This window comes from Candidatus Polarisedimenticolaceae bacterium (assembly GCA_036275915.1).
Lineage (GTDB): Bacteria > Acidobacteriota > Polarisedimenticolia > Polarisedimenticolales > DASRJG01 > DASRJG01.
The window spans coordinates 330,915-348,174 of the sequence record DASUCV010000011.1 but is presented as its reverse complement, the minus strand read 5'-3'; the positions used below and the strand labels follow the sequence as shown (position 1 = coordinate 348,174).

Sequence of the window (17,260 nt, the reverse complement as noted above, 5' to 3'; positions counted from 1 at the left end):
ACCATTCGTCAATTGACAATGAGGATGTCTCCGGGCTTCAGAAACATGTTCAGCTCGGGCCGCTCGCCCGAGAGGACCTTCCGGTAGTCGACTCGCGTCCGGTTCTCTTTGCCGTTGTCGAAGCGCACGAGTACGACGTTCGACTTGTCCGCGTACTGGGACAGCCCACCGGAGAGCGCGATCGCTTCGAGGAGGCGCGTCCGGCGTCGTAGCGTGAGGACACCCTGCGTCGTCACTTCGCCGACGACCGCCACTTTGAAGCTGTTGATCTCGTCGACCGTCACGGTGACGGTGGGATCTTTGATCTTCTTGGTGAGCTGCGTCGTCAGATCGTCGGTGAGCTGTTTGGGGGTGCGGCCGGCGGCCTGGATGTCGCCGACGAGCGGGAAGGTGATCTTCCCGTCGGGCCGGATGATGATCACCCGGGTGGCGTTGGAGAGCTGGGGCTCATTCCAGACCGAGATCGAAAGGTGGTCCTCGACGCCGAGGACGTAGTCTTCGCTGGAGTTGGCGCCACCCTCTTCCGCTCGGGCAGGACCGAGGAGGAGACAGGCGCCGGCGAGCGCCGGCAGGACGAGCGTACGAAAATGAAATGCACTCTTCACGTCTGAACCTCATCGAGTTCTGCGCGCGAAGCGAGTGAGTCGCGAAACGTTTTTCTGTCGTGATGAACCGTGCCGGACCGCTGAACTTATACCCAGCGTATTTTGCGGTGTCAAGAAGAGAAACGAACAAGATCGCAAAGGAATGAAGTCAAGAGAGCGCCGATTTCAGCGACTTCGCCGACGCGACACGGAAGGGCGGCGCCGCGCGGGGTGTCGGCGGCCCGCCGTGACGAGCGATCTTTGGGTGCGACCGATCAGGCGCTGGCGGCTTGACCCCGCGACGCCTCGTTGAGGAGGCGGAGCACCTCGAGGCGGAAGTGCTCGAACTGGATCGGCTTCATCAGGCAGAGGTCGGCACCGGCGTCGTACATCTTGCGAATGGCGTCGTGCTCGGGGAAGGCGGTGATCGCGAGCACCTTGATCGAGCGAGTGTCGGGGTTCTCTCGAATCGAGCGGCACAGCGAGAGACCGTCGACCCGCGGCATCATCACGTCCATGATCACGAGGTCGGGCTGCATCGCGCCGATCTTGATTCCAGCTTCGTAACCGTCGGAAGCCTCCTCGATGCGGAGGTTCGGCTCCATCTCCTTGAGCACGCGGCGCACGATCTCCCGGATGTCGGCCTCGTCGTCGACGACGAGAACCGATCGCGCCTTCGTCGAGCCCGTGAAGAACGCCTCGTCGATCGGGATATCGTATTTCTGTAAGAATTCTCGAAAATCTTCTGCGCTGACGCGGTAGTGTCCGCCGGGGGTCGAAAACGCGCGGAGCTTTCCCGACTTGATCCACTTCAGCACGCCGTCGTTGGTCACCGCGCAATAGCGCGCGACCTCGGACGTCGTGAAGAATCGGCGATTGCCTTCCGTCTGATCCGTCATGACGACCCCCAAACTGGCGCAGCCTTGGAGCTTTCTTGTTTTTCCGCCCTGTCGTGGCTCGAATATAGGTAGGAAAGCTGGAGGTGCAACCTGGGCTGGGCAGGCGATGCGTTGACTTTGGAAAGACCCGAGTGCTACGATCCGCGCTCGTTTTTTTGTTGGGTCGACGACCTCTTTTTGCTTAGCCTGGCTCCCCACGGACCGTAGCTCAGCTGGATAGAGCGACTGGCTACGAACCAGTAGGTCGGGGGTTCGAGTCCCTCCGGTCCGACCATGGCGCGGCGAAGTGTGTCGTCGGGGAGACCGGGATGAACGCGGTCGAGCACGAGCGGTTCATGCGGGCGGCCTTGGACGAGGCCTGGCTTGCGCGCGTCGCCGGAGAGGTCCCCGTCGGGGCGGTCGTCGTGGCGGACGGCGAGATCATCGGCCGGGGTCACAACGCGTCGCTCGCCCTCAACGACCCGTCCGCTCACGCCGAGGTCCTCGCCATGCGCGATGCGGCGCACCGCCTCGGCAACTACCGGTTGGTCGCGACCACGCTCTACTGCACGGTCGAGCCGTGCCTGATGTGCCTCGGGACGGCGATCCACGCGCGGGTCGGAAGGCTCGTGTACGGAGCGACGGACTTCAAGGTGGGGGCGGTCGGCCGGCTCGAGACGTTGCGTGTGCTCGGAGCCGAGTTCAATCATCGTGTCGAGTCGGAAGGGGGCGTCCTCGCGGAAGAGGCGTCCTCTCTCCTGTTGGAGTTCTTCCGCGAGCGACGTGTCGGTGCGCAAGCGGATGAAGGTGAAAGCGTTTCGGAGAGGTACCGAAGTGGCCGTAACGGGGGCGCCTCGAAAGCGCTTTGTCTGGGTGACCAGGCACGTGGGTTCGAATCCCACCCTCTCCGCCATCGTTCCGAATCGTCGGCGGTCCATGATCGGCGTTGGCCGGTCCCGATCGAACGTAAGGCTCGCCGCCGAGCCATGGAGAGATGACCGAGTGGCTGAAGGTGCACGCTTGGAAAGCGTGTGTACGGGAAACCGTACCGAGGGTTCGAATCCCTCTCTCTCCGCCACCCGGCGCGTGTCACGGCGATAGCTAGGTTGCGGGGCCCGAGCCCTGTGCGGTGCGTCACCGCGAACCCCGCCAGGCCCGGAAGGGAGCAACGGTAAGCGGACCGGCGCAGGCGCCGCAGGACAACTTGGGCCCCATCAGTTCGAGGTCGTCATGTATCAGGTTCTCGCGCGCAAGTGGCGGCCCCAGACTCTCGACGACCTGGTGGGTCAGGCGCACGTCGCCCGGACCCTGCGGAACGCGCTCACGGCGAGGCGCATTGCCCATGCGTACGTCTTCGCCGGCGTCCGAGGCACCGGCAAGACCACGGTCGCGCGCATCCTGGCGAAGAGCCTGAACTGCGCCGAAGGACCGACCGCGACACCGTGCAACCGCTGCGTCTCCTGCACTGAGATCACCGAAGGCCGCTCGCTCGATGTCATGGAGCTCGACGCGGCGTCGCGGACCGGCGTCGACAACATTCGCGAGCTGCAGGAGGTCGTGTCGTACGCCCCCGTGCGCGACCGCTACCGCGTGCTGATCATCGACGAAGCGCACATGCTCAGCAAGGCGGCGTTCAACGCGCTGCTCAAGACCCTCGAAGAGCCTCCACCGCAGGTGGTGTTCGTCCTCGCGACCACCGAGATGCAGAAGCTCCTACCCACGATCCTCTCCCGGTGCCAAGTCTTCGAGTTCCATCGTGTCTCGACACGGGACGTCTCGCAGCACCTTCGCCGCATCGCGGATGCGGAAGGCGTCACGATCTCGGACCGGACCCTCGACCGCGTCGCGCGCGCCGGTGAGGGCTCGATGCGCGATGCGCTTTCGGTTCTCGAGCGGGTGCTCGCCTTCTGCGGGTCGGAGGTGGGTGACGACGACGCCATGCAGGTCCTGGGCTCGGTCAGGACGGATCTGCTCGCGACGTTCATCCGTGGGTTCGCCGGTCACGATCCGGGCGCGCTCCTCCAGGCGCTCGACGCGCTCGTCGACGAGGGGCACGACTTCGTTCACTTCTGGGCCGAGTTGATCGGCGTGGTGCGGGATCTCATGCTCGTCCAGGCGTGGCCCGAGGGCCGCGGCGTCCTCGCGCGCGCGCCGGAAGAGAGCGCGATCCTGAGCGACGCCGCGGAAGGTCTTTCGCTCGAGGACCTCACGCGCATCTTCCAGATCCTCGCGGCGCTCGAGCACCCGCTCAAGAGCTCGAGCCAGCCTCGATTCCTCTTCGAGGGCGCGCTGATCCGCATCGCGAGCCTCGGCTCGGTACGACCGATCGAGGAGATCCTCGCGTCGCTCGAGGGCAAAGCCCCGATGGCGGGCAAGCCGGCGACGCAGGTTCCGCCCCGGCTGCCTTCGGCGCCGCAGACCCCGCCGCCAAAAAAAAAAACTGATGAGCCGGCGGCGGCTTCGTTCCCGCCCGTTCAGGCCGATCTGCGCGGAGCGCTTCTCACGGCGGTGACGGCCGCCCGGCCGATGCTCGGCGCGATGCTCGACCAAGCCTCGTCCGTCGTCGTCGACGGGGGCTCGCTGCGAATCGCGTTCGGCGCCGGCGACGACGGTCTCCGCCGGATGCTGGCGAACGACGAGAACACCCGGGCCATCGAGCGGATCGCCACGGAGACGCTCGGCCGGAACCTCACCCTCCGAATCTCGGGGGCCGCAGACGGCGCGGCGCCGCCGGAGCCGAGCACGGCGGCCCCGTCTGTTCCGTCCGAGTCGCGCCAGCAGCTCATCGAGCGCGCGGGCCGTGATCCGGAGGTCCGGCGCCTGCTCCGCGATTTCGGCGCGCAGATCGTCGACGCGCGGAGCGTGGGGCCGGCCGAGGAGGACGGCCCCACAATCGCCACCGAGGAGACGACATGAACATCCAAAAGATGATGAAAGATCTCCAGAAGATGCAGTCCAAGCTGCAGGACGAAATCGAGGTCATGGAGATCGAGGCCACCGCGGGGGGAGGGGTCGTCACCGCTCGGATGAACGGGAAGAAGGAGCTGGTCGCACTCACCCTGCAGCCCGAGGCGATCACGCCGGACGATCCGGGAATGCTTCAAGACCTCGTCGTTGCCGCCGTGAACGAGGCAGGGCGCATGGTGGACGCCGAGATCCAGAAGAAGACCCAAGGCCTCGCCGGCGGGTTGAAGATCCCGGGCCTGACGTAGATCACGCGGTGGCGACCGGTCTCGCGGCACCTCTCGAGCGGCTCATGGCGGAGCTGGCCAAGCTCCCGGGCGTCGGTCGAAAGACCGCGCAGCGGTTCGCCTTGCATGTGCTCAAGGCGCCCGCGTCCGACGTCGAAGCGTTGACCCGCGCGCTCTCCGAGGTCCGCGAGAAGATCCGGCTCTGCACCGTCTGCTTCAACTTCGCCGAGGGCGATCTTTGCGTCGTTTGCGCCGACCCGCGCCGCGAGCGCACGGTCGTCTGCGTCGTGGAGGAGGCGGTGAACGTTCTCGCACTCGAGCGGACGAACGCGTTCCGGGGTCTTTACCACGTCCTCGGCGGCGCGCTGTCGCCCCTCAAGGACGTCGGACCGGAAGACCTACGCATCGCCGAGCTCCTCGAGCGTGTCCGCGCCTCCGGGGTCCGCGAGGTCATCCTCGCGACGAGCCCGAACGTCGAAGGTGAAGCGACGGCGGTTTACCTGTCCCGCCTGTTGAAGCCTCTCGACGTGGCGACGACGCGGCTCGCCCAAGGGCTTCCCGCGGGTGCCGATCTCGAGTTCACGGACGATCTCACCCTCCAGAGGGCGCTCGAGAACCGGCGCGATTATTGACCTTCCCGCCGTGCTTGCCCCGAACGGGTGGCGGGCGTTAGATTGGCCGCGCTCGCTCCTTGGGGAAGTCGGGGAGGTTCACGGGAAAGGTATGGCAGTCTCCGATCTCGTCTTACTCGAGGCCGACCACGCGCGGTTCACCACCGTCCTTCAGCGCCTTTGCAAGGACGCCAACGCGCGGTTCGTCTTCCTCATCGACAAGAACGGGCAGCAGCTCGCCTCCGCCGGTGACGTGAGCGCGCTCGATCCGACGTCGCTCGCCTCGCTCGCGGCAGGCAACGTCGCGGCCACCGACGGCCTCGCGAAGCTCCTCGGCGAGCGCGAGTTCTCGATCCTCTTCCACGAAGGGGAGCACGACAATCTCCACATCAACGTCGTCGGCGGCAAGACGATCCTGCTCGTCATCTTCGACGAGCGCTCGTCGCTCGGGCTCGTGCGTCTGCGCGTCAAGAAGGCGACCGCGGAGCTCGCCGGCATCGTCCACGACATCACGACTCGCTCGCAGGCTCAGCGCGCCGCCGTCGGCAGCCTCGCCCCGTTCGCGGAGATCACGGACGACGACATCGACGCCCTCTTCAGCTGACCCGCGACCTCGCCATGACCTTCATCAACTACGCCGCACGCGAGATCAACTGCAAGATCGTCTATTACGGGCCCGGTCTGGGCGGCAAGACGACCAACATCCAGTTCATCTACGACAAGACCGGCACCGGCTCGAAGGGAAAGCTCATCTCGCTGGCGACGGAGAGCGAGCGGACGCTCTTCTTCGACTTCCTCCCCATCGAGCTCGGAACGATCCGGGGCTTCCGCACGCGCTTCCACCTCTACACGGTTCCCGGCCAGGTCTTCTACGACGCTTCCCGGAAGCTCATCCTCAAAGGTGTCGACGGCGTCGTCTTCGTGGCGGATTCCCAGGAAGCCCGGATGGACGCGAACGTCGAGTCGATCCGGAACCTCAGGGAGAATCTCAAGGAGCACGGTTACACGATGGAGCGCGTCCCATACGTGCTTCAGCTCAACAAGCGAGATCTGCCGACGGCGGTCCCCACCGCCGACCTGGTGTCGGCCCTGAGGTTGAACGAGGAGCCGGTCTTCGAGGCAGTCGCTCCGAAAGGGGTCGGGGTCTTCGAAACGCTCAAAGCTGTGGTCAAGAGCGTGCTCGTCGATCTGAAGAACCGCTAGTTCGGTCGTCTTCCGGCCCGATCCTTGACACCCCTCCCTCGGTCGTCTAGAGTCCCGGGGTTTCCACGGGAGTCAGGCCATGTACGCTGTGATCGAGACGGGCGGGAAGCAGCACCGCGTCCAGGTGGGTGAGGTCGTGCGCGTCGAGCGTCTCGATCTCGAAGAAGGGGCGGCGGTCGTCTTCGAGCGTGTGCTCGCGCTGGGCGAAGGCGAAGGATTGCGCTTCGGCTCGCCGACGGTGTCCGGAGCGTCGGTGCGCGGAACCGTGATCGAGCAGGGCCGCTCCAAGAAGGTTCTGATCTTCCGGTATCGCCCGCGGCAGAACGCGAGCCGCCGGCGCGGCGGACACCGCCAGGACTACACCGCGGTCAAGATCGAAGCGATCGAGTCGTAAGCGTCAAGGAGTCTCGTCCATGGCACACAAGAAAGCCGGCGGCAGCTCGAGAAACGGTCGCGATTCGAATTCCCAGCGCCTCGGCGTGAAGCGCTTCGACGGCCAGGTCATCCACGGCGGATCGATCATCGTTCGTCAGCGCGGGACTCCGATCAAACCCGGCGTCAACGTCGGCCGCGGCAAGGACGACACCCTCTTCGCGCTCGTGACCGGCACGGTGAAATTCCAGGACCGCGGCCGCATGGGCCGCTTCGTCAGCATCCTTCCGGTCGAGTAGCCCGGGTCCCGGCATCGCCGGGGCCGATCCTGATGTTCGTCGACGAAGCCCGCATCACCGTCATGGGTGGCGACGGTGGGAACGGCTGCGTGTCGTTCCGTCGCGAGAAGTTCGTTCCCAAGGGGGGCCCGGACGGCGGCGACGGCGGACACGGCGGTTCCGTGATCCTCGTCGCAGATCCCGAGATCAATACCCTCCTTCCGTTCCGCTACAAGACGATCTTCCGCGCCGACCGTGGACGGCACGGGGAAGGTGCCCAACGCACCGGCCGCTCCGGCGACGACCTCGAAGTTCACGTGCCGATCGGGACGCTCGTCTTCGATGAATCGGATGACGCTTCCCTCGCCGATCTCGCGCAAGGAGGCGACCGGTCGGTCGTCGCCGCCGGCGGGATGGGCGGCCGTGGCAACGCTCGCTTCACTTCGTCCACGAACCGGGCGCCGACCCGGCACGAGCCCGGACGCGAGGGCCAGCAGCGGCAGCTCCGCCTCGAGCTGAAGCTGCTCGCGGACGTGGGACTCGTCGGGTTCCCGAACGCGGGTAAGTCCACGCTCCTCTCCCGGATCTCCGCGGCGAAACCGAAGATCGCCGACTATCCGTTCACGACGCTGGCCCCGGTGCTCGGCGTCGCCGCCGTCGACGCCCACAAGACGCTGGTCGTGGCGGATATTCCGGGACTCATCGAGGGCGCGCACCAGGGCGCGGGACTCGGCGACCGATTCCTCCGGCACGTCGAGCGATGCCGCGTCCTTCTCCACCTCGTCGACCCTCACACGCCGCTCGGATTCCGGGGAGCGGTGGATGCGATCGACCGGGAGCTGGCGCTCTACAGCGCCGCGTTGGCGACGAAGCCTCAGATCCTCGTCTTGACGAAGGCGGACTCGATGCAGCGCGACGCCGAGATCCTGGTCGAGGCGAAGCGGGAGGCCAAGCGACGCAAGCGATCGCTCCACGTCGTCTCCGCCGTCTCGGGGACCGGGCTCACGCCGCTCTTGCGCGCCGCCGCCGAAGCCGTCGGCCGGGCGGGTGCGACCGGATGACCGCGGCCGCGATCCTCGGCGGGAGCTTCGATCCCGTTCATCGCGGTCACATCGTCCTGGCTGCCGGAGCGCGCCGCACGCTCGGCGTCGAGCGCGTGTTCCTCCTGCCGTGCGCGGAGCCAACGCACAAGCCCGGCCGGCGTCTCGCCGCGCGCTACCACCGCCTCGAGATGTTGGCTCTCGCCACCGAGGGCGTACCCGGCCTCGCGGTCTCGACGTTCGAGATCGCCCGCGGCGGCCACCGGTACACGATCGACACGCTGCGCGCCCTTCGCGAGGAGGGGCTCCGGACCGTGTTCCTCGTAGGCTCCGATGCGCTTGCCGAGCTCGACTCGTGGAGGGACTACACCGAACTTCTCGCCGAGTTCGACTTCGGGGTCGTCGAGCGCCCAGACGAGGTCGGCCACGCTCGAGGAGCGACGCTCCCCGAGGCGGTGCGCGAACGGCTTCACGACCTTCCCGCGACGGGACCGCCGCCCGGGAAAGGCGGCCGGATCTTTCGTCTCGCCGTCGACACCCTCCCCGTGTCGTCCAGCCTCGTGCGACAGCGCCGCTTCGAAGGAAGGGCCATCGGCGATCTTGTTCCCCCACGCGTCGCCCGGTATATTCAGCGTCACGGCCTGTACGAGGAGGAGGCCCACCGCTGAGAGCCGTCCTGAAGCACATCGTGGAAGCCGCCCGCGACAAGAAGGCGGAAGACATCCTGGTTCTCGATCTCAGAGGACTCTGCGACTTCACCGATTACTTCGTCATCTGCCACGGCTCGAACTCCCGGCAAGTTCTCGCGATCGCGGACGCGGTCGAGGAGCGCCTGCGCGAAGAGGCCACCCTCAAGCCGAAGCACGTCGAGGGCCGCCGGACAGGCGACTGGGTGCTCTTGGATTTCATCGACGTCGTCGTTCATGTCTTCCAGGACGAGAAACGGGCGTTCTTCGGGCTCGAGCGGCTCTGGGGAGATGCGCGGCGCGTGGCGCTTCCCGGCACCACCGCGACGATCCCTCGCGCGGGACGAAGGCGCCCCGGCATTTCGAGCTGACCGCACCCGGCCGATGCCGGACTTTCTCTCGCGCGACCCTGTCTTCCTCGAGTCTCTCCGCATCGCGGAGCGCGCCGCCGCCGCTTCCTCGAACGTTCTCATCGTCGGCGAGTCGGGAACCGGGAAGAGCCGCATGGCGCGGTGGATCCACGCTCATGGCGCGCGCTCGGAGGCACCGCTCGTGGAGGTGGCGTGCGCGAACGTCCCCCCCGAGCTCTTCGAGAGCGAGATGTTCGGTCACGAGGCCGGCGCTTTCACCGATGCCCGTGAGGCGCGGGCCGGCCGCCTCGAGCGGGCCGACCGCGGAACGCTCTTCCTCGACGATCTTCAGGAGCTCGATCTCGCGGCGCAGGCGAAGCTGCTGCGCGCGATCGAGGAGCGTCGCTTCGAGCGGATCGGCGGACGCAGCACGCTCGAAGTCGACATCCGTGTCCTCTCGTCCGCGCGCGGCGATCCGCAACGCCTCATCGCAGCCGGCCGCCTGCGCGAAGACCTCCTCTACCGTCTCGACGTCTTGCGCATCGAGATGGTCCCCTTGCGCCGCAGGCCGGCCGACATCCCCGCGCTCGCGGAGCGCCTCCTCGAAGAGCTGGCGGAACGCCACGGCGGCGGGCCGAAGCGCTTGGCGCCGGAGACGATCGAGCACCTCGTCGCCCATCCGTGGCCCGGCAACGTCCGGGAGCTCCGGCATGCGATCGAGCGCGGGGTCATCCTGTCGGCGGCCGAGCTGCTCATGCCTTCCGACCTCTCCGACGCCTTCTCCGTCGCCGCATCGTCGATGATCCTCGACGCCGCCGAGCGCGAGATCACGCTCGCGGACCTCGAACGCGCGTACATCGACGAGGTTCTCCGCAAGACCCGCGGGAACAAGTCCGCCGCGGCGCGCATCCTCGGGATCCACCGGAAGACGCTGCACGAGAAGCTGCGCGCGTGAGGCTCATCGTCCTGAGCGTCGGGCAGCCTCCGCGCGGCCCCGCCGCGGAGCTGGTGGAGGATTACGTCTCCCGCATCCGGCGGTTCGGCATCTCGCTCGACCTCCGCTTCGTCAAGGAGGTGCGGCCTTCCGGCCGGTTCACCGACGCGCACCGTCGCGAGCGGGAGGCGCGTGCGCTGACGGAGGCCCTTGCGGAGGACGCCAACAGGATCGCCCTCGCGCCCGGCCCGGCGACGACCACGAGCGAGCAGCTCGCCCGGAAGCTCGAACGGTGGGCCTCGCCGCTGGCGGCGTTCGTCATCGGAGGCCCCACGGGGCTCGACCCGGCGTTCGTGCGCGCATCCGAGGCCACGCTCTCGCTGTCGGCGATGACGCTTCCGCACGAGCTCGCGCGCGTCGTGCTCGTCGAGCAGCTCTACCGTGCGGTGACGATCCTTCGGCACGTGCCGTACCACAAGTGAGCGCGCCTTGACGCTCCCGGGACGCTGAACTAACCTCCCCTGCGGCGGCGCGCATGAAGCTTCGCACCTTCCTCTACATTCTCGTCGCGATGGGCGCGGCTCTCGCGATCATCACCTTGTTCGTCGCGAACCGCGCGGTGCTCCTGGATCACCGCTTCCATTTCTGGGGTGGTATCGACCTCCCCGTCGGCTTGGCGATGATCGTCTTCTTCGTGGCCGGGGTGGTGATCACCCTCCTCGCCGGTCTCACCCGCGAGGCCTCGAGGATGATGGACGGGTGGCGCCTCCGCAAAGCCAACCGCACGACCGAGGAAGTGGAGGAGGAATTCGCGCGGGGCCTCTCCGCGGTCCTCGAAGGGCGGGACGACGAGGCACTCTCGCATTTCCGCGCGGTGCTCGAGCACGACAGCCGTCACTTCAACACGCTCTTGAAATTGGGCGAGGTGCTCCGCGGACAGGAGCGGTTCGACGAGGCGATCGAGTACCACCGGAAGGCCCACCACCTGAAGGACGACGACACGCGACCGCTCTACGCCCTCGTCGAGGACTACGAAGCCAAGGGCGACCTCGAGCGCGCCCGCACGGTGCTCGGCCGGATCATCGCCCTGAAACGCGACTCGATCTCGGCGTGGCGGAAGCTCCGCTGGCTCCACATGAAGGAGAGGAACTGGACGAAAGCGCTCGCCGCACACCAGCGCGCCGAGAAGCGCTCGAAAACGCGGGATCCGCGCGACGACTCGGATCGCCGGTTCGGCATCGGAATCCGGTTCGAGATCGCGACCGAGCAGCTGGCGGCGGGCAAGCCGAAGGAAGCCGCCGCGACGCTGCGCAAGCTCATCAAGGACGATCCGCAGTTCATCCCCGCGCACGTGCGGATCGGAGAGGCGCTCCGTGCCGAAGGCCTTTTGAACGAGGCGGTCGAGTCGTGGTTCCAGGGGTTCGAATCTACGGGGTCGCCGATCTTCCTCACGGTGCTCGAGGAGCACTACCTCGATCAGGAGCAGCCGCTGGCCGCGATCGAGGCGCTCAAGCGTTGTGTCGCGAGGGCCCGGAAGGACACGCTGCCGCGCTTCTACCTGGGGAAGCTCTTCTTCCGCCTGGAAATGCTCGACGACGCGCTCGCGGTGCTCCAGGCTCTGGACGGACGCGCGTCGTACGCTCCCACGCTCCACTACCTCCTCGGTCGCATTCACGAGCGTCGTCGCAACTGGCGCGACGCGTCGTCGGAGTACCGGCGGGTGATCAAGGAGATGGAGCTCGTGCAGCTCGAGTACCGCTGCCGCGCGTGCCGCGACACGCGCGCCGACTGGGCTCCTCGCTGCACACAGTGCGGTGAATGGAACACGATCGAAGTCGATTTCCGCGAGGAGATCTCCCTCGAGGAGCTCGGCCTCGCCCCGGCTCCCGTCTACAGCGCGCGAAGCTGATCCGTCCCGGCCTCCCCAGAGATTGCTGATGCGTTGGCTCTCGCGATGGGGGACGCTCGCCGCGACCCATCTGCTTCCGGCCGACTGCTTCGTATGCAGCCGCCGCCTCGTTCGTCACCATCTCGGTGCCTGTCCCTCGTGCTGGTCGGCGCTCGTGCCGCTCGGAGGATCGTGCTGCGTCCGCTGCGCGATCCCGCTCGGGCCTGCGGGCTCGCCGAGGGGACTGTGCCTTCGCTGCGCGATCCGCCCGTTCCCGCTGGACGAAGCGATGGCGGCGGTCGCCTATCGCGGTGTCGCGGCGCGCTTCCTCCTGCGGGCGAAGCAGGGTGCCCGGCCGGAGCTGCTCGAGCCGCTCGCGCATCAGCTGCTGGTCGCGGCATCCGATTCCGGAATCCTGGCCCGTGCCGACGTCATCGTTCCGGTTCCCTCCTCGTTCCTCTCACGCGTCCGTCGGGGATTCAGCCCAGGTCACGAAATCGCCCGCACCCTCGCTCGCGCGTCTTCGCTCTCCTGGCGGCCGCACGGCCTGAGGCGCCGCGGGTCGGTTCCCGCGTTCAAAGCGCTCGGCGCATCCGAGCGATGGAAGCGTGCCGAAGGAGCGATCGGCGCACGCGGGCGCTTCACGGATGCCGACGTGCTGCTGGTCGATGACGTGATGACCACCGGCGCCACGCTGGCGGCGTGCGCGCGGGCGCTGCGCCGGGCGGGAGCCGCCACCGTGAGGGCGGCGGTGTGGGCGCGTACGCCTGTTCCGGAAGAACGCTTTGACCCGGGTCCCGAGGGACGCCTATAATCGCCGCTTTTGGCCGGGTCTCGGAAGAAAGCGAGGGCGCGGATGCGGCGCGTGATCGGATCGTGGTTCGTGTTCCTGTCGATGGCCACGGCGGCTGGAGCGGCCACGCCGGCGAAGCCGGCCGCGGCCCCCGTGAAGGCGGTGTTGGAGCTCAATCAGCAGTTCTATTACGTCGGCGAGCCGCTCAACATCCGCGTCACACTGTCGAACCCGGGCGCGGCGGAGGTCTCGAACCCGGTCAAGAGCCCGGTGATCGGCGCCTTCACCGTTGCCGATGCGTCCGGAGCCAAGATCGCGCCCACGGGCAAGTCGGCAGCCGAAGAGCCGGCTCGGCGAGCGAAGCTCGCGCCGAAGGAGTTCTACGGGGTGGCCGTCGAGCTTTCGAAGGTCTATCCCCAGCTGTCGACCAAGGGTCGCTACACGATCGGATGGTCCGCCGACGGGGTCGCCGCCGACAGCATCATCGTCACGGTCATCCCGAAGTTCGACCCGGGGAAGAACTACAGCGCCAAGGTCGAGACCGAGGCCGGGACGTTCACCATCGACCTGATGAAATCCACAGCCCCGATCGCCACGAAATCATTCGTCGACATGGCGAACGCCGGCTTCTACGACGGTCTGCTCATCCACGAGATCCGCAGCGACCAGGCGATCGCCGGTGGGGACCCGACCGGAACCGGCGGTGGTCAGGCCCCGATCCGCTTTCCGGCCGAGCTCTCCGCGATCCCGGTCGTCGCCGGCACGGTCGTCCTCAAGCCGGCGGGCCTGGCGCCTCCGGCGAACAGCTCCCAATTCATCATTTCGCTCCGTCCGGAGCCGAAATGGACGGGGCAATTCACCGTCCTGGGCCAGGTCACCAATGGCCTCGAGGTCGTCAAGAAGATCTCGAACCTGCCCAGCACCGACCGCCCGAATTTCCGTCCCATGACCGAGATCCATACGGTCCACGTGACCGTCATCGAGAACTAAAATGACGAAGCGGGCGCGGAAAATCAGCCTCTGAACTGCGAGACGCCTTGACCCGCGTCGGGCTTCAGCGTATAGAAAGCGTCGCGCACGGAAAATCAGTCGATTTTTGGGGGCACGTTCAGCGAAATCCGAGCAAAGACGGTGGCGGATTGGCCGTTTGCGCGCGAAAGGGCTTGACGATCTGTTGGTTGACCGTATAGGTAGCTAACCTTGCTGTCACGAAAAGATGAAATTTCAGGAGATCCCGGAGCGGGGAGGTCATTTCAATGAGGAGAGTTAATCGGATCGGGTTGATCGCTGTTCTTGCGGGTGCGATGGCGGCGGGCTCTGCGTTCGCCGGCAGCGTGACCGTGGGAAATTTCTACACTGAGATCGCCAAGGCGAAGCGGTTGACGGCGGTCGACGGTCCTTCGGCCGAGGCGAGCCTCCGTGCTGCGGGGTACCAGCTTCCGGTTCTGGGCCTTGGAAAGACGTTGACGGAAGGCGATGTCTCGTCGATCTCGGGCGTTCTCGGCCTTCGCGTGACGACCACGCGTCCGACCCAGCCGGTCAGCGATTCGCAGATGGCGCAGTTCGTCTCGAGTTTCAGCAACCAGCTCGGCAAGTCCGCGGTCGGCTCTCCCTACGAGATCCTGAGCCAGGGCGGCGATCCGGGCAACAGCGGCAACGGCAAGGGCAAGAAGAAGGGGCACAACAAGTCCCCGTCCGAGCCGCTCTGATCCAAGACCGCAGCTTACTCAGCTAGATCCAGCCGAAACGCCATCGCATCCGCGATGGCGTTTCTGTTTTTGACGGAGCGCTTTCGCCGGGCGCTAGGATGTCGAGGTGGTCGAATCCAACGCTGAGCGTCCGTCGCTCCCACCCCGATGGCTCGTCTTTGGGCTCTTCTTCCTGTCCGGCGTCACGGGTCTTGTCTATCAGGTCATCTGGCTCCGTCAGCTCACACTGATCTTCGGCGCTACGGCCTACGCGTCGAGCGCGGTCCTCTCCACGTTCATGGGCGGCCTCGCGCTCGGTTCGTACTGGGCGTCGAACCGGGGCGACGCATGGCCCCGGCCGCTCCGCGCCTATGGTGTGCTGGAGCTGGGCGTATCCGCTTACGCGGCGATCATCCCCGCGCTCCTATCGCTCCTCACGCCCGTCTTGGGCGCCGCGTGGCAGCTCGGCGCGGGGCGGCATTTCGTCGTTCTCGCGCTGATCAAGTTCGTCGCGATCGCGCTCCTCATCCTTCCGGCCACGACTCTCATGGGCGCGACGCTCCCCGTCCTCTCGCGCGTGGCCCTTCAATACCGGAGCGGTCTCGGCAGTGGCGTCGGCGCTCTCTACACCGTCAATACCTGCGGCGCGGTCGCCGGCACGTTCGTGGCGGCGTTCGCGGCGCTCCCTGCGCTCGGAATGAAGAGAACGCTCGGGCTGACGATCGCGCTCAATGTGCTCGTGGCGGTCGTCGCTTGGGTCGCCGGCTCCGCGCCTCAGAGCCGGGCCACTCCCGAGTCCCCTCGACCCTCGGAGAGCGGCACAGTGCCCGGGCGCTGGTTGATCGGCACCTTCGCGGCGTCGGGCGCGGCAGCGATGGTCCTGGAAGTCGCCTGGACGCGCGGCCTGGCGCTCGTGTTCGGGAGCTCGGTCTACGCCTACGCTTCCATGCTGGGCGCCTTCTTGATCGGCCTCGCCTCCGGTGCCGCCTGCGCCACAGCGTTTCTCAAAAGGCGGCCGGGAGCTGACGCGACCCTGGCGTTTTCGATCGCGCTCGGCGCCGCGGGCCTGCTCTCCTTCGGGACGGCCTACGGCATCCAGACCCTCCCGCACCTCTTCGGCGATATCTATTTCCGGTGGAGCCCGTCTCCGGAGGGTTGGTGGGCGGTGCAGGTCGGCCTGGCCCTTCTCATCATGTTTCCTACGACGTTCGCTCTGGGCTGGATCTTTCCGCTCGTTCTCGAAGCAGCCGGAGTATCCCGTCGAGGGGTGGCATCGGCGGTAGGACGTGTTTACGCCGCGAACACGCTCGGAACGATCGTGGGCGCCGCGGCGGGCGGGTTCCTCCTGATCCCGGTCCTGGGAGTCGGACGCACGCTCATCGGTGTCGCGGTGGCCCAGCTCCTTCTCGGGGCGGCGATGGCGCCGCGAACCGCGGCCCGAGGCCGGTCGTGGGTAGCGACCGCCTTCGCATCGGGCGCCGTCTGCTGCGTGCTCTTGCGGCCGTCGTGGGACGTCCTGCTCATGAACAGCGGCGTCTACATGAACATCCAGAATTTTACGGACCGCGGCGGTTGGACGGCTTTCCTCAACCAGGTTCGCCAGGACAACACGCTCGTCCTGGCGCGGGACGGCCTGACCGCGTCGGTCGTCGTCGCCAACCAGCCGAAAGCGAAGAACCTGTACCTGACGGTCAACGGCAAGACCGATGCGTCGTCGCGCGAAGACCTCGAGACCCAGATCATGGCGGGCCAGCTCCCGCTCCTTCTGCATCCCCAACCGAAGGACGTCCTCGTCATCGGGCTGGCGAGCGGGATCAGCGTCGGATCGGTCGCGAGCCACCCCGTCGAGCACATCCGAGTCGTCGAGGTCGAGTCGGCGATGATCGAAGCGGCGCGCGCGTTCGGCCCACACAACGGTCAGGTTCTCGACGACCCGCGCGTCACCGTCTCGATCAACGACGCGAGGAACGAGCTGCAGTTCGATGCGTCGACCTACGACGTCATCGTCTCGGAGCCGTCCAATCCGTGGATGACGGTCGCGGCGAACCTCTTCACCGAAGATTTTTTCCGAATCGCGAAGAACCGCCTGCGCGCCGACGGAGTCTTCGGACAGTGGGTCCAGGCCTACTGCCTCGGTCCCGAACAGCTCCGGTCGATCATCGGTGCGTTCCAGCGGAGCTTTCCCCACACGCTCGTCTTCGAGACACTGCACGGGGTCGACCTTCTGCTCGTCGGATCGGACCGGCCTCTCGTTCTGGACGCCGCGATACTCGATGACCGGATTTCCGAGTTTCGCGTGCGGCTCGATCTCGCCCGGGTCGGAATCTCGTCAACGGATGATCTCGCCGGGATGCTTCAGAATGGTGGAGACGGGCTGCGATCGGTCCTGACGGGGGCTCACACCAACACCGACGACAACGGCTACGTCGAGTTCGCCGCGCCGAAAGCGCTGTATCTCGATAGTCAGGATGCGAATCTGGCAATGCTCCAAGGGACCGCTCCCGATCCCTTCGACACGATCCGGCCGCTCGTCCGCGCGACCGGCGACGAGGACTCGTTCCGGCTCGCGCTGATTCGCCGGTGGATCCTGCGGGATGACGTGGATAGGGCGAAAAAGGCGATTTCTTTTCTCAACGCTCCGGACGCAGTCGCGCGCGCTCAGGCTCTCCTGCCTGGCACATCCGTGCCGCCCCAATGATCGGAAACTTTCCTGCTGATTCCTTGTCCGCATAGCATCTTCGCCGTATAGAACCCCGCTGGCGGG

Annotated in this window: 19 protein-coding genes, 3 tRNA genes and 1 other RNA gene; 21 read left to right on the top strand and 2 right to left on the bottom strand. The window is 66.7% G+C overall.

Annotated features, from left to right (window positions below; genetic code table 11):
- Nucleotides 1-8: 8 nt before the first annotated feature.
- On the bottom strand, nucleotides 9-605 hold the full coding sequence (locus tag VFV19_11125; GenBank protein HEX4824856.1) for a polysaccharide biosynthesis/export family protein: 597 nt from the start codon (nucleotides 603-605) through the stop codon (nucleotides 9-11).
- A 254-nt stretch (nucleotides 606-859) separates the two neighbouring features.
- Nucleotides 860-1,483, bottom strand: coding sequence for a response regulator (locus VFV19_11120; protein ID HEX4824855.1), 624 nt, complete (start codon nucleotides 1,481-1,483; stop codon nucleotides 860-862).
- A gap of 197 nt (nucleotides 1,484-1,680) precedes the next feature.
- Here VFV19_11120 and VFV19_11115 point away from each other — a divergent pair.
- The 21 genes from VFV19_11115 (at nucleotide 1,681) to VFV19_11015 (ending at nucleotide 17,194) form a co-directional block, all read left to right on the top strand.
- A tRNA-Arg gene (locus VFV19_11115) sits at nucleotides 1,681-1,757 on the top strand.
- 525 nt (nucleotides 1,758-2,282) lie between these two features.
- A tRNA-Ser gene (locus VFV19_11110) sits at nucleotides 2,283-2,375 on the top strand.
- Between the two features lie 75 nt (nucleotides 2,376-2,450).
- Nucleotides 2,451-2,540, top strand: a tRNA-Ser gene (locus VFV19_11105).
- Between the two features lie 40 nt (nucleotides 2,541-2,580).
- Nucleotides 2,581-2,667: signal recognition particle sRNA small type (gene ffs, locus VFV19_11100), an RNA gene on the top strand.
- 25 nt (nucleotides 2,668-2,692) lie between these two features.
- On the top strand, nucleotides 2,693-4,378 hold the full coding sequence (gene dnaX / locus VFV19_11095; protein ID HEX4824854.1) for a DNA polymerase III subunit gamma/tau: 1,686 nt from the start codon (nucleotides 2,693-2,695) through the stop codon (nucleotides 4,376-4,378).
- Nucleotides 4,375-4,674: a YbaB/EbfC family nucleoid-associated protein gene (locus VFV19_11090; protein HEX4824853.1), complete on the top strand. Its 300-nt coding sequence runs from the start codon at nucleotides 4,375-4,377 to the stop codon at nucleotides 4,672-4,674. Before dnaX ends, VFV19_11090 begins: the two co-directional genes overlap by 4 nt.
- 8 nt (nucleotides 4,675-4,682) lie before the next feature.
- Complete coding sequence (gene recR, locus VFV19_11085; protein ID HEX4824852.1) at nucleotides 4,683-5,285, top strand: recombination mediator RecR; 603 nt, start codon at nucleotides 4,683-4,685, stop codon at nucleotides 5,283-5,285.
- A gap of 91 nt (nucleotides 5,286-5,376) precedes the next feature.
- On the top strand, nucleotides 5,377-5,868 hold the full coding sequence (locus tag VFV19_11080) for a roadblock/LC7 domain-containing protein (protein HEX4824851.1): 492 nt from the start codon (nucleotides 5,377-5,379) through the stop codon (nucleotides 5,866-5,868).
- Nucleotides 5,869-5,882: 14 nt separating this feature from the next.
- The gene (locus VFV19_11075; protein HEX4824850.1) at nucleotides 5,883-6,467 is read left to right on the top strand and encodes an ADP-ribosylation factor-like protein; all 585 of its coding nucleotides are present in this window, start codon (nucleotides 5,883-5,885) and stop codon (nucleotides 6,465-6,467) included.
- Between the two features lie 79 nt (nucleotides 6,468-6,546).
- Nucleotides 6,547-6,861 (top strand): 50S ribosomal protein L21, encoded by a 315-nt coding sequence (gene rplU / locus VFV19_11070; GenBank protein ID HEX4824849.1) that lies wholly within the window; start codon nucleotides 6,547-6,549, stop codon nucleotides 6,859-6,861.
- Nucleotides 6,862-6,880: 19 nt separating this feature from the next.
- The gene (gene rpmA, locus VFV19_11065) at nucleotides 6,881-7,138 is read left to right on the top strand and encodes a 50S ribosomal protein L27 (GenBank protein ID HEX4824848.1); all 258 of its coding nucleotides are present in this window, start codon (nucleotides 6,881-6,883) and stop codon (nucleotides 7,136-7,138) included.
- Nucleotides 7,139-7,170: 32 nt separating this feature from the next.
- Nucleotides 7,171-8,178, top strand: coding sequence for a GTPase ObgE (gene obgE, locus VFV19_11060; protein HEX4824847.1), 1,008 nt, complete (start codon nucleotides 7,171-7,173; stop codon nucleotides 8,176-8,178).
- Complete coding sequence (nadD, locus tag VFV19_11055; protein HEX4824846.1) at nucleotides 8,175-8,825, top strand: nicotinate (nicotinamide) nucleotide adenylyltransferase; 651 nt, start codon at nucleotides 8,175-8,177, stop codon at nucleotides 8,823-8,825. The genes obgE and nadD overlap by 4 nt, the downstream gene beginning before the upstream one ends.
- A 20-nt stretch (nucleotides 8,826-8,845) precedes the next feature.
- Nucleotides 8,846-9,214: a ribosome silencing factor gene (rsfS, locus tag VFV19_11050; protein HEX4824845.1), complete on the top strand. Its 369-nt coding sequence runs from the start codon at nucleotides 8,846-8,848 to the stop codon at nucleotides 9,212-9,214.
- 13 nt (nucleotides 9,215-9,227) lie between these two features.
- The gene (locus tag VFV19_11045) at nucleotides 9,228-10,148 is read left to right on the top strand and encodes a sigma-54 dependent transcriptional regulator (protein HEX4824844.1); all 921 of its coding nucleotides are present in this window, start codon (nucleotides 9,228-9,230) and stop codon (nucleotides 10,146-10,148) included.
- Nucleotides 10,145-10,609 (top strand): 23S rRNA (pseudouridine(1915)-N(3))-methyltransferase RlmH, encoded by a 465-nt coding sequence (locus VFV19_11040; GenBank protein ID HEX4824843.1) that lies wholly within the window; start codon nucleotides 10,145-10,147, stop codon nucleotides 10,607-10,609. The genes VFV19_11045 and VFV19_11040 overlap by 4 nt, the downstream gene beginning before the upstream one ends.
- Before the next feature lie 53 nt (nucleotides 10,610-10,662).
- Nucleotides 10,663-12,036, top strand: coding sequence for a lipopolysaccharide assembly protein LapA domain-containing protein (locus tag VFV19_11035; GenBank protein HEX4824842.1), 1,374 nt, complete (start codon nucleotides 10,663-10,665; stop codon nucleotides 12,034-12,036).
- Nucleotides 12,037-12,064: 28 nt separating this feature from the next.
- Nucleotides 12,065-12,829, top strand: coding sequence for a phosphoribosyltransferase family protein (locus VFV19_11030; GenBank protein HEX4824841.1), 765 nt, complete (start codon nucleotides 12,065-12,067; stop codon nucleotides 12,827-12,829).
- A 42-nt stretch (nucleotides 12,830-12,871) separates the two neighbouring features.
- A complete protein-coding gene (locus VFV19_11025) occupies nucleotides 12,872-13,798 on the top strand; it encodes a peptidylprolyl isomerase (GenBank protein ID HEX4824840.1) in 927 nt (308 codons plus the stop codon).
- A gap of 314 nt (nucleotides 13,799-14,112) precedes the next feature.
- Nucleotides 14,113-14,517 (top strand): hypothetical protein, encoded by a 405-nt coding sequence (locus VFV19_11020; protein HEX4824839.1) that lies wholly within the window; start codon nucleotides 14,113-14,115, stop codon nucleotides 14,515-14,517.
- A 106-nt stretch (nucleotides 14,518-14,623) separates the two neighbouring features.
- Entirely contained in the window at nucleotides 14,624-17,194 is a 2,571-nt protein-coding gene (locus VFV19_11015; GenBank protein HEX4824838.1) for a fused MFS/spermidine synthase, read from the top strand.
- Nucleotides 17,195-17,260 lie beyond the last annotated feature (66 nt).